This window comes from Streptomyces sp. NPDC058373 (genome assembly GCF_042723275.1).
In the GTDB taxonomy this organism is placed as follows: domain Bacteria; phylum Actinomycetota; class Actinomycetes; order Streptomycetales; family Streptomycetaceae; genus Streptomyces.
In genome coordinates this window covers 1-12,433 of record NZ_JBHXJE010000004.1, presented here as the reverse complement: position 1 = coordinate 12,433, position 12,433 = coordinate 1, and the positions used below count along the sequence as shown (strand labels likewise).

At 74.1% G+C, this 12,433-nt stretch carries 7 protein-coding genes and 1 rRNA gene; 6 read left to right on the top strand and 2 right to left on the bottom strand.

Translation table 11 applies throughout. The annotated features are described in order from the left end of the window. Positions 1-156 precede the first annotated feature (156 nt). From glgX to ACFWMZ_RS03975, 3 genes are all read left to right on the top strand, one after another. Complete coding sequence (glgX, locus tag ACFWMZ_RS03985) at positions 157-2,301, top strand: glycogen debranching protein GlgX (protein ID WP_383182124.1); 2,145 nt, start codon at positions 157-159, stop codon at positions 2,299-2,301. A 101-nt stretch (positions 2,302-2,402) separates the two neighbouring features. Next, complete coding sequence (treY, locus tag ACFWMZ_RS03980; RefSeq protein WP_383199425.1) at positions 2,403-4,904, top strand: malto-oligosyltrehalose synthase; 2,502 nt, start codon at positions 2,403-2,405, stop codon at positions 4,902-4,904. Positions 4,905-5,109: 205 nt separating this feature from the next. Continuing rightward, positions 5,110-6,396 (top strand): M14 family zinc carboxypeptidase, encoded by a 1,287-nt coding sequence (locus ACFWMZ_RS03975; RefSeq protein WP_383182128.1) that lies wholly within the window; start codon positions 5,110-5,112, stop codon positions 6,394-6,396. A 47-nt stretch (positions 6,397-6,443) separates the two neighbouring features. Here ACFWMZ_RS03975 and ACFWMZ_RS03970 read toward each other — a convergent pair whose 3' ends face one another. Further along, positions 6,444-6,995 carry an FHA domain-containing protein gene (locus tag ACFWMZ_RS03970; RefSeq protein ID WP_383199423.1) on the bottom strand — a complete coding sequence of 184 codons (552 nt, stop codon included), beginning with the start codon at positions 6,993-6,995 and terminating at the stop codon, positions 6,444-6,446. A 262-nt stretch (positions 6,996-7,257) separates the two neighbouring features. Here ACFWMZ_RS03970 and treZ point away from each other — a divergent pair, with 262 nt between their 5' ends. The 3 genes from treZ (at position 7,258) to ACFWMZ_RS03955 (ending at position 11,989) form a co-directional block, all read left to right on the top strand. Continuing rightward, positions 7,258-9,024 (top strand): malto-oligosyltrehalose trehalohydrolase, encoded by a 1,767-nt coding sequence (treZ, locus tag ACFWMZ_RS03965; RefSeq protein WP_383199421.1) that lies wholly within the window; start codon positions 7,258-7,260, stop codon positions 9,022-9,024. A gap of 29 nt (positions 9,025-9,053) precedes the next feature. Beyond that, positions 9,054-9,509 (top strand): NUDIX domain-containing protein, encoded by a 456-nt coding sequence (locus ACFWMZ_RS03960; RefSeq protein WP_383182133.1) that lies wholly within the window; start codon positions 9,054-9,056, stop codon positions 9,507-9,509. 113 nt (positions 9,510-9,622) lie between these two features. Next, entirely contained in the window at positions 9,623-11,989 is a 2,367-nt protein-coding gene (locus ACFWMZ_RS03955; protein WP_383199419.1) for a GTPase-associated protein 1-related protein, read from the top strand. Between the two features lie 157 nt (positions 11,990-12,146). Here ACFWMZ_RS03955 and rrf read toward each other — a convergent pair. Next, positions 12,147-12,263: ribosomal RNA gene (rrf, locus tag ACFWMZ_RS03950) — 5S ribosomal RNA — on the bottom strand. Between the last annotated feature and the right edge of the window lie 170 nt (positions 12,264-12,433).

Sequence of the window (12,433 nt, the reverse complement as noted above, 5' to 3'; positions counted from 1 at the left end):
GCCGGAAGCCTAATGGACCTCAGGGGCCCCGCAGGCCGTGGTCACCCGGGTGGACCGGCCGAAGTCCTAGGTACTCCCCCCACTTTCGGGGAGACTCACCCCGAAGCGGTCCCATGTTCCGGGCATGCCCCGGGCCTCAGATGGAAGAGTCGAGCCATGCAGGTCTGGCCTGGACAGGCGTATCCCCTCGGTGCCTCCTACGACGGTGCCGGCACGAATTTCGCGGTCTTCTCGGAGGCGGCGGACCGGATCGAACTGGTGCTGCTGCACGACGACGGCTCCGAGACGGCGGTGGAGCTGCGGGAGACGGACGCCTTCGTCCGCCACGCGTACCTGCCGGGCGTCATGCCCGGCCAGCGGTACGGCTTCCGCGTGCACGGCCCGTACGCCCCCGAGCGCGGCCAGCGCTGCAACAGCGCGAAGCTGCTCCTCGACCCGTACGCCCGCGCGGTCAGCGGCAAGGTGAAGTGGGGCGAGGAGGTGTACGGCTACCACTTCGGCTCCCCCGAGAAGCGCAACGACCTCGACTCCGCACCGCACACCATGACGTCGGTGGTGGTCAACCCGTACTTCGACTGGGGCGACGACCGCCGCCCGCGCACCGACTATCACCGCACGGTGATCTACGAGGCCCATGTGAAGGGGCTGACGATGCTCCATCCGGCCCTGCCGGAGGAGCTGCGCGGCACCTATGCGGCCCTCGCCCACCCGGCGATCCTGGAGCACCTCACCGAGCTGGGCATCACCACGCTGGAGCTGATGCCGGTCCACCAGTTCGTCAACGACCACCGCCTCGCCGACGCGGGCCTCGCCAACTACTGGGGCTACAACACCATCGGCTTCTTCGCCCCGCACAACGCCTACGCCTCCTGGGGCGACCGGGGCCAGCAGGTGCTGGAGTTCAAGTCGGCGGTCCGCGCCCTGCACCAGGCGGGGATCGAGGTCATCCTCGACGTGGTCTACAACCACACTGCCGAGGGCAACCACCTGGGCCCCACGCTCTCCTTCCGGGGCCTGGACAACGCCTCGTACTACCGGCTCAGCGAGGACCCCCGCTACTACATGGACACCACGGGCACCGGGAACTCCCTGCTCATGCGGTCCCCGCACGTCCTCCAGCTGATCATGGACTCGCTGCGGTACTGGGTGACGGACATGCACGTCGACGGGTTCCGCTTCGACCTGGCGGCGACCCTGGCCCGCCAGTTCCACGAGGTGGACCGGCTCTCGTCCTTCTTCGACCTGGTGCAGCAGGACCCGGTGGTCAGCCAGGTCAAGCTGATCGCGGAGCCGTGGGACGTCGGCGAGGGCGGCTACCAGGTGGGGAACTTCCCGCCGCTGTGGACCGAGTGGAACGGCAAGTACCGCGACACGGTGCGCGACATGTGGCGCGGCGAGCCGCGCACGCTGGCGGAGTTCGCCTCCCGGCTCACCGGCTCCTCCGACCTCTACCAGGACGACGGGCGGCGGCCGCTCGCCTCCATCAACTTCGTCACCTGCCACGACGGCTTCACCCTGCACGACCTGACGGCGTACAACGACAAGCACAACGACGCCAACGGTGAGGGCAACCGGGACGGCGAGAGCCACAACCGGTCGTGGAACTGCGGTGCCGAGGGCGCCACCGACGACCAGAAGGTCCTGGAGCTGCGCAGGCGGCAGATGCGCAACTTCATCGCCACCCTGATGCTCTCCCAGGGCGTGCCGATGCTCAGCCACGGCGACGAGTTCGCCCGCACCCAGCGCGGCAACAACAACGCCTACTGCCAGGACAGCGAGATCTCCTGGGTGCACTGGCCCGAGGAGGCCGGCGGGAGGGCGACGCCGCAGGAGCCGGAGGGCGGGCAGTCGCTGCTCGACTTCACCCGGGCGATGGTGTGGCTCCGCCGCGACCACCCGGTCTTCCGGCGCCGTCGCTTCTTCCACGGCCGGCCGGTGCGGGGCACCCACGACGACCTCTCCGACATCGCCTGGTACACCCCCGAGGGCGAGGAGATGACCCAGCGGGACTGGGACTCCGCACAGGCGCGGGCGCTCACCGTCTTCCTCAACGGCAACGCCATCTCGGAGCCGGGCCCGCGCGGCGAGTCCATCCAGGACGACTCGTTCCTGCTGATGTTCAACGCCTCCCCCGAGCCGCTGGAGTTCCTCGTCCCCGCCGGGCTGGGCCGCGAGTGGCAGGCCGTCGTGGAGACGGCCGCCCCGGAGGGGGCCCGGCCGGGTGACGGTCCGAAGGTCCGGGCGGGGCAGCGGCTCACCCTGCCCGACCGCAGCCTGACCGTGCTCCAGCGGCCGGCCTGAGGCCTACGGGGCCCCGCCGCCCGGCGCGCGGGGCCCCGCGCCGTCACCCCGGCGCGCCGCGCGATGACAACAACGGCCGCCCAAGGGGTACGTACCCGTCCATGACGCCCGACTCCCCGGTGCCGCCCGCGCCGCCCACCGCCACGTACCGGATCCAGCTCCACCCCGGCCATCCCTTCGCCGCCGCCGAGGCCGACGTACCGGCCCTCGCCGCGCTCGGCGTCTCCCACCTGCACCTCTCCCCGGTCCTGGAGGCGGTACCCGGCTCCTCGCACGGGTACGACGTCACCGACCCGACCCGCGTCCGCGCGGAGCTCGGCGGGGAGGCGGGGCTGCGCTCGCTCTCCCGGGCCGCGCGCGAGCACGGCATGGGCCTGGTGGTGGACATCGTCCCCAACCACATGGCCGCCGACCCGCGCCACAACCAGGCCCTGCGCACGGTGCTGCGCGACGGGCCGCACTCGCCGTACGCCGCGTGGTTCGACATCGACTGGGCGGGCGGCGGCGGGCAGATGCTGCTGCCCGTCCTCGGTGAACGCGTCGGGGAGGCCGGCGCCTCGACGCGCGTCGAGGACGGCGAGCTGTGCCTGCCCGGCGGCCTGACCCTGCCGCTGCGCGCGGGCACGGCCCACCTGCCGCTGCCGGAGCTGCTCGACGCCCAGTGGTACCGGCCGGTGTGGTGGCGGCTGGCCCGCACCGAGCTGAACTACCGGCGCTTCTTCACCATCAACGACCTGATCGCGCTCCGCGTGGAGGACCCGGCCGTCTTCGACGCCACCCACGCCACCGTCCTCGCCCTGCTCGACGAGGGCGTCGTGCACGGCCTGCGTGTCGACCACCCCGACGGCCTCGCCGACCCAGGCGGCTACCTGGCCCGCCTGCACGAGCGGAGCGGCGGGCGCTGGACGGTGATCGAGAAGATCCTCGCCGACGGCGAACCGCTGCCGCCCTCCTGGCCGGTCGCGGGCACCACGGGGTACGACGCGCTGCGCCACGTCGACGCCGTCCTCACCGACCCCGACGGCGCCCGCACCCTCCTGGAGCAGTACCGGGCCTTCGCCGATCCGGAGCCCGAGGAGGGCGGCGAGTGGCACTCCACCGCCCGCCGCGCCGCCCGGCACGTCGTCGGGCACGACCTCGCCGCCGAGGTGGAGACCCTCGTCCGTACCGCAACCCGGGTCTGCGCCGCCGACCTCCGCCTCCGCGACCACGCCCCGTGGGCCCTGCGCACCGCCGTCCGCGAACTCCTCGTCCGGGTCCCCGTCTACCGCCCCTACGCCGAGCAGTCCCCCGCCGAGACGGCCGCCGTCCTCACCGATGAGGCGGCCGAACAGGCCCGCGCCGCCTTCGACGTGCCCGAGGAGGCGCACGCCGTGGACGTCGTCCGGGGCCTGGCCGCGGGCACCCTGACCGGCCTCACCGACGCGGCGGGCGCCGCCGCCTTCCGCGCCCGCTTCGCCCAGGTCGCCTCCGCCCTGCACGCCAAGGCCGTCGAGGACCGGGCCTTCTACCAGTACGTCCCGCTCCTCTCCGCCTGCGAGGTCGGCGGCGACCCGGGCGCCCCGGCCCTGCCCCCGGAGGCGTTCCACGCCTTCTGCGCCCGGCTCCAGCGGGAGTGGCCGGGGACCGGGACCGTGCTCTCCACCCACGACACCAAGCGCAGCGCCGACGCGCGTGCCCGCATCGCGGTGCTCGCCGACTTCCCGCACCTGTGGAGCGAGTTCCTGACCGGCGCCGTCCGCCGGGCGGGCAAGGACGCGGCGGCCGCCGTCGGACTGCCCTTCGTCTGGGCCGCCTGGCAGACCGTCTGCGCCCTCCTGCCGGACGACGGCACCCCGCTCTCCGAGGGCGCCGGGCCCTACGCCGACCGCCTGGCCGGCGCCCTGCTCAAGCACGCGCGCGAGGCGGGCCTGCACACCACCTGGACCGAGCAGGACCCGGCGTACGAGGAGGCGGTGGAGCGGTACGTCCGTGAGGGGCTGACCGGGCCCGCCGCCGACCAGCTCCCCGCCCTCGCCGAACGCCTCGGCCCGTACGTCCGCGCCCACGTCCTGGGCGCCGCCCTGCTCCACCTGACGATGCCCGGCGTCCCCGATGTCTACCAGGGGAGCGAACGCGACCGCCGCTCCCTCATGGACCCCGACAACCGCGCCCCCGCCCCCGCCCCGGGCGCCGCGCTCCGCGCCCTCGGGGCCGGAAGCCGCCCCACCGGTCTCGACGAGGAGAAACTGGCCCTCACCGCCACGGCCCTGCGCCTGCGCCGACGCCGTCCCGGACTCTTCGGCGCCGCCTCCGGCCACCACCCCCTCACCGCGCGCGGCCCCGCCGCACCCCACTGCCTCGCCTTCGGCCGGGGCCCCGCCGATGAGGGCCCGCAGGTGCTCACCGCCGTGACCCGCCTGCCCGGCGCCCTGGACCGGGCGGGCGGCTGGCGCGACACCACGCTGCCCCTGCCGCCCGGGCGTTACGTGGACCTCCTGGCCGACCGGGACCCGGATTCCGGGACCCCGCACCCCGGCTGCCGCGTCCACGAGGGAGAGGCCCCCCTCACCACCCTCTTCGCCCACCGTCCGGTGGCCCTGCTCTGCCGCAAGGAGGACTGACGGCGCCGACGGTCCGGCCAGGAGCACCGGGCTGAGGAAGCGCCGGGCCGTCCGCCGGAGTACGCCGTACCGCAGTTGGCGTAGTTGCGCGCCGGACGGCGTGTTCTCCTCCCCCGTGCGCCCCCTCGCGGCGGATCGTACGGTGCACGTCCGTCGGCCGCGCCCGCGGCGGCCGGCGGTGGCGAGCCACGGGGGGTGGGCGCACATGTCCCAGTACGAGCAGGCCGTGACCGTCCGCACGCCGGACCGTGCGGGGCCGGCGACCGACAGCTTCCCGCTGCCGTCCGAACTGGTACGCGCCGCCGTCGCCCTGGTACGCCGCCATCCCCGGCTCTGCGTCCTGCGCCGGATCGGCGTCTCCCGCGCGGGCCGCCCCCTGCACCTGCTCTCCGTGGGCCACGCCGAGGCCGCCGTCCTCGTCGTCGCGGGGGCGCACGCCAACGAGCCCGCGGGCGGGCCTGCCGTACACAGGCTGGCGGAACGTGTCGCGGCCGATCCTGCCCTGCGCACCCGTACCTCCTGGCACTTCCTGCTCTGCGCCGACCCGGACGGGGCGCGTCTGCACCGGATGCGCGCCCCCGGCTCACTCCTCGAATACCACCGGCGCTTCTACCGCCCGCGCGGCGCGGAACAGCCCGAGTGGTCGCCGTCGTACGTCCCGCCGCACCGCCTGCCGCCCGAGACCCGGGCACTCACCGGCGTCCTGGACGAGCTGCGCCCCTACCTCCAGGTCTCCCTGCACGGCACCGACCTCGGCGGGAGCTGGGTCCAGTTGACCCGCGACATCCCCGGCCTGGCCGAGCCCTTCGCCAAGTCCGCCGCCGAGCTGCGCATCCCGGTGGAGGCGGGCCCTTCGGACGCGGTGGGCTGGCCCGTCTCCGGGCCCGGCGTCCACGTCATGCCGGAGCCCGGTGCGGCGACTCCGTTCCCCAGCGTCCCCGAGGACGTCCGCCACAGCACCTGGCACCACATACACCGCTACGGAGGCCGCACCGCCGTGGTCGAGGTCCCCCTGTGGGCCAGCGACCGCGTCACCGACCTCACCCCGCACCCGGACCCGGCCGCCGCCCTGCGCGCCAGCGCCCACCGCCTGCGCGCCCACACCCGCGCCGTCACCCGCGTCCTCACCACCGCCCTGCCCCACCTGCCGGGCCCACCGGGGCCCCTCACCCGTTCGGCCCGCTGGATCCTCGACCTCTCCCCCGCCCTCGCCGACGACTGGGACGCCCTCCCCTCCGAAGGCGCCACCGCCGCCTACGTCTCCGGCATGGAGGCCTTCGGCAGACGCCTCCCCCTCCGCGCGGCCGGAATGCTCCTGCGCGAACTGGCCCGCCACCACCCGCCGTCAGCCACAGACCTCGAATCCCTGGTCACCCACTGGTCCCACGACTTCACCACCCACTTCACCCCCCGCTGGGTCCCCCTCGAAGCCCAGACAGAACACCAAACCCGCACCACCCTCGCAGCCGCCACCCACGCGCCCCACCCCTGACTCCCCAGCCCGGCCACATCCCGGCCCGGCCGGCACTTGAGGCACCCCTAGGAAACCGCCACGCGATAAACCATCGACCCGAAACTCACCTGATCCCCATCCCGCACCATCGCGGACCCCACCACCCGACGCCCATTCACCGACGTCCCGTTGGTGGACCCCAGGTCCCGCAGAACCCACACCCCACCCTCAAAACTCAACTCCGCGTGATAACGCGACACCGTGTCATGACTCAGCCGCAACCCGTTCCCCTGATCCCGCCCGATCCTGAGCACCCCCCGCAGATCGGGCCCAGGCAGCAGCAGCTTGGGCAACCGCTCCCCCTGCCAGGCCCGCCGCATCTTCACGGAGAACCCGGAAACGGCCCGTACCGACCCGAACACCACCCGCGAGAGCGCCCCCTCCTGGGGCAGATCCGCCGTCAGCTCGGACAGCTGGGCAGAACTGCGCGCCGCCAGTGCCAGCTCCATCCGCCGGATGAACGTGTCGTGCGAGAGTCTCCCCTCCGCGGCCCCGTCCCGCAGCACCTTGAGTGCCCGGTCCCGCTGCGCGTCGGTGACGCGCGGCGCCGGCTGGGGATGGAACTGCGAGGTGGTCACCTCCCGATTGTCCGCCACGCCGCGACACGCTGTCCAGCGCCGGACCGGCCCCCACCCCACCGTCAGAAGGCCCCGGACGGAAACGAATTGATCTCACCCCCTCGTCCTGCCCCCCGTTGTCGGTGGCAGCGTGTTCACTGATGACAGCGGTGTGTGAGCGCCGCGCGGACCTCTCACCCGGGCGGTCCGGGGCCGCGCCGGGACGAGGACCGTCCCGTGCGGCTGCGCAGGGCGAGACCGACCGAGGACGGGCGAGAGACGGATGACCGAGGGGGCCGAGGTGGCACGGTTCGAGGTGTGGGCACCGGAGAAGAACGAGGTGGCGCTCGAAGTGAGCGGAGAACGCCGCCCCATGGAGCGGGACGCCTCCCGCCCCGGCTGGTGGGCGGCCCAGGCCCCGGCCGGGGACGGCACACGGTACGGCTTCGCGGTGGACGGCGGCCCGGTCCTGCCCGACCCCCGCTCCCGACGCCAGCCCGACGGCCCGGACGGCCTCAGCGCCGTCGTGGACCACGACGCGTACGAGTGGCGCGTCCCGTGGCCGGGCCGCGGCCTGCCGGGCGCTGTCCTCTACGAGCTGCACGTCGGCACCTTCACCCGCGAAGGCACCCTCGACGCAGCGGCCGACCGCCTGGACGCCTTGGCCGCGCTGGGCGTCACCCACATCGAGCTGATGCCGCTCTGCCCCTTCCCCGGAGTGCACGGCTGGGGGTACGAGGGCGTGTCGCTCTGGGCCGTCCACGAACCGTACGGCGGCCCGGCGGCCCTGAAGCGCTTCGTCGACGCCGCGCACGAGCGCGGCCTCGGCGTCGTCCTCGACGTGGTCCACAACCACCTCGGCCCGTCGGGCAACTACCTCCCCGCCTTCGGCCCGTACTTCACCGACACCCATCACACGCCGTGGGGCGCCGCGGTCAATCTCGACGCCCCCGGCTCCGACGAGGTCCGCGCCTTCCTGGTGGAGAGCGCCCTGGCCTGGCTGCGCGACTACCACCTCGACGGTCTGCGCCTGGACGCCGTGCACGCCCTCTGCGACACGCGGGCGACGCACTTCCTGGAGGAGCTGTCGGAGGCGGTCCGCGCCCTCTCCCGGGACCTGGGCCGCCCCCTCTTCCTCATCGCCGAGTCCGACCTCAACGACCCCCGTCTCATCACCCCCAGGGACCAGGGCGGCCTCGGCCTCCAGGCCCAGTGGAACGACGACTTCCACCACGCCCTGCACACCAGCCTCACCGGCGAGGCCGCCGGCTACTACGCCGACTTCGCCGAACAGCCCCTGCGCGCCCTCGCCAAGACCCTCACCGGCGGCTTCTTCCACGACGGGACGTACTCCTCGTTCCGCGGCCGCGGCCACGGCCGCCCGCTGGACCGCTCCCGCATCTCCGCCCACCGCCTCCTCGGCTACGCCCAGACCCACGACCAGATCGGCAACCGCGCCCAGGGCGACCGCCTCGCCGGCTCCCTCCCGCCCGGTCTGCTGGCCTGCGCGGCCGCGCTGGTACTGACCGGCCCGTTCACGCCGATGCTGTTCATGGGCGAGGAGTGGGGGGCGCGTACGCCCTGGCAGTTCTTCACCGACCACACCGACCCGGGGCTGGCCGAGGCCGTCCGCCAAGGGCGCCGCCGTGAGTTCGCCGCGCACGGCTGGGCCGAGAAGGACATCCCCGACCCGCAGGACCCCGCCACCCGCGACCGCTCCTGCCTCGACTGGTCCGAGCGCGAGCGGGAGCCGCACCGGCATCTGCTGGAGTGGCACCGCACCCTGATCGCGCTGCGCAGAGCCCGTCCCGACCTCCTCGACGCGGACCTGGCCGCGGTCCGCGTCGCCTTCGACGAGCAGGCCCGCTGGTTCGCGTTCCGTCGCGGCGACATCAGGGTCGCCCTCAACCTCGGCGAGGAACCGGCGGCGGTCCCGCTCGGCTGCGGCGCCCTGCGCACCCTCGCCGCGTGGGACGACTCGGTGTCGCTGGACGCGGACGGCCTCCTCCGCCTCGGCCCGCGCTCGGCGGTCGTCCTGGGCGAGCGGTGACCCCGCCGGCCCCGCCACCCCGCCTCCGGGTGGCCGCCTACGTGATCCGCCTCCACCCGGCCCCCGCCGTCCTCGTCTTCGACCACGTCGGCCTGCCGGAGGCGGGCACCCAGGTCCCGGCGGGCGGGATCGGTCCCGGCGAGCCGCCGGAGCGGGCGGTGCTGCGGGAGACGCGGGAGGAGACAGGGCTGACGGCCACCGTGGTCGGGCGGCTCGCGGTGGAGGAGAAACCGCATCCGCAGACGGGCCTGCCCCGCCGGACCACCTTCTTCCTCCTTCACGCACCGGCCGACGCACCGGACACCTGGCTCCACCAGGTGCGGAGCGAGGGCGACGACGCGGAACTCACCTTCGCCTGCCGCTTCGTCCCCCTGCCGTTGGCAGGCCCTCTGGCCGACCACCAGGACGCCTGGCTGGGCCGGGCCGACCCCGGCTGGGCCACCCTCGGGCCGCCGCCCGGCGCAGCGGCCCGGAACAGCTCGTAACCGTTCCGCCGAACTCCGCCCGAGGGAACGCCTGTTCTGCTGGGATGGCCCCGGCGGCCCACCGGGGAGCCCGCCGGTGCCCGGGCCCGACCGGCGCGAAAGGATGCGGACGTATGAGCCTCGCCCAGTTGCACCACACCACGCCCGGTCCCGGCTTGGCCGCGGTCTCCCCCGGTGTCCCGTCGGACATCCAGCAGGCGGCGGAACAGCTCTTCGGCTACGTGCCGCCCCAGGGCACACCGCCTCACCCCACCCCCGCCGAGGTGGACCGGCTCCCCACCGCGTTCGCCCTCACCGCGCTGCCGGACGGCAGTCTCCTGCTCGGTCACACCGCCCCCACGGCGGCCGGACCGGTCGGCCTCACCGTCCACACCCACGCGGTCCACCTCCCGCACGGCGCGAGGCTGCCCGACGACGTGCCGCCCGTCTACTGCTGGGGAGCGCCGCAGTGGGCCCGCACCGCTCCCGAGGGCGGCGTCCCGAAGCCCGTGGCCGCCTTCACCCCGGCCCGGGAGCTGAGCCGCGCCTCCTTGACGGCGTTCGCCGCCTCCCGCGTCCCGTGGCTCGCGGCCTTCTTCGCCGAGGTACGCGCCCTGGTCGCCGATCCCTCCGGCCCGCCCCTCGTCGTGGTCGAACGCGACCCGGTGGCCGTCGCCCGCTGGCTGGCCCTGGCGACGACCGCCCTTCCTCCCGTCGAGGCCCATCGGCTCACCTTCACCACGTACACCCGCGCCCCGGTCCACGGGCACCGCATATCCGGCATGCTCCCCGAGGACTACGCGGCCCTGGACGCCCCCGACCGTTACCGGGTGGTCGACTGCTCGGCCGCCCCGCCTCCCCCGCACACCGTCCCGGACCTCTGGGCACGCCTCTGCGCCCGGGTCTGGCTCGCGGGTGCCCCCGGCCTCTTCAAGGAGACGGCCCACGCGCCCGACCCCGGCTGCCTGGCGGCCGCGGCCGTACGCACCGGGGTCCAGGTCGACGCCGAGGCCCGCGCGGTCGCCGCCCGCTGGATCGCCGCGGCGGGCCCGACCGTGGAGGCGGCCGAACTCGCCGCCTTCGTCACTGCCCTCAGCGCCGCAGCCGACCAGAGCGACCCGGTGGAGGCCCCCGCCCTCACCGGCCTCCGCGAGGCCCTGCGCGGCCGACTCCCCGTCGAAGAACTGGAACCCCTGACGGCGACCGCCCTCACCGCCGCCATCCGCACCGACATGCCGCGCCTCCCCTTCCTCTACGCGGGAGACCTCGGCCCGTCCCTGCGCGACCGCCTCGCCTCCCGGCTCCGCTCGGACATCCGGCGCGGGCTCACCGACCCGGACGCCCCTCCCCTGGGCCGGCCGTTGGCCCTGCTGCGGATCGCCGAGACCCTGGGCGTCGACCACGCCGACCTGCTGCCGGAGCTCACCGCCCGTGCGGCGCGGGCCGTCTTCGCCGACCCGGCGACGGCAGCGGGCATCGAGGAGGTCCGCGGCACCCTCGCCGGAACCCCCTCCGTACGCAACGCCGTGGTGGACCAGCTCGACGCGCTGGCCGCCCAGGACCCGCCCGCGGGCTGCCGGGTGCTGGCGGCGATGACGCTGGAGGTGGACCGCTTCACCGCCCCGCACCTGCTGCTCTGCTCCCTGCCGGTTCCTGAGGGCGACCTCGTCGCCGCGGTGGAGGGCCTGCTCCGCACGGCAGGCCTGTCTCCCATGACCTCCCCGGAGGCGCTCGGCACGGCCGTACGGCGCGTCTGGCCGAACACCGCGCCGACCGGCGACGAGGCACGCAGGCTGCTGGCCGCCACCGGCTCGGACACCCACCGCACCGCCGGCACACTGCCGCTCCTGCTACGCGCGGCTCTCGACGCCCACCCGGACGACGAGGCGGTCGGCCTCCTCGCCAACGACCTCCTCAAGGCCTTCCCGTCGGACCTGACCACCCGCGACCGCGCCGCCCTGGGCCTGCTCCTGTACACCGACCGTCTCGGCACCCCCGCCGAAGGCACCGAGTGGGTACGCCACCTCACCGACCACGCCGCCGCCTCGGCCCCGGTCCCCGAGGCCCTGCGCGCCCGCGCGGAACGCGCTCTCGCCCACCGCCTGCTCGCGGGGAACGCCGACGACATAGCGGAGCTGAGCGACCTCGCCCGCTCCGGGGACCCCGCGCTCCTCTTCACGTACGCCAAGGTCGCGGGCGAGGAGCCCGCGCTGCAGCGGCTCCGCACCGACCCGGCGTACGCGGCCGCGTGCTTCCGCGACTGGTCGTCCCATCCGGGCGCCACTCCCGAGTGGGACGAGACCCGCCGCTCCCTGCTCACCACGGTGTTCCGCCCTGTCGTCCGTGCCCTCCCCTTCGAGGAGGTGCAGCAGATCGAACGCCTCCTGGCGGCCCACCGCGCTCCGCTCGCCGAGGAGTTCCGCGAAGCGAATCAAGGCCGCCTGACCCGCCTCACCCGAGGCCTCACGCAACGAGGCCGGCGACGCACCAGCCAGCCGTAATCCGGCCCGGATACCGAACAGGCGGGTGCAGGGGCGACACCGATGGGTGTCGCCCCTGCACCCGCCTATGCCTTTTCCCAAAAAAGGTCCTGAACGCAGAAATGCCTCGGGCCCCGGAAACCCTTTGACAGGTTTCCAGGGCCCGAGGCCACAAATAGTTCGGCGGCGTCCTACTCTCCCACAGGGTCCCCCCTGCAGTACCATCGGCGCTGTAAGGCTTAGCTTCCGGGTTCGGAATGTAACCGGGCGTTTCCCTCACGCTATGACCACCGAAACACTACGAAACACACCAGCAACCACAACCCACCAAAAGATGGGTGTTGTGGTTGGTGTTCGTGGTTTCAGAACCAACACAGTGGACGCGAGCAACTGAGGACAAGCCCTCGGCCTATTAGTACCGGTCAACTCCACCCCTTACAGGGCTTCCATATCCGGCCTATCAAC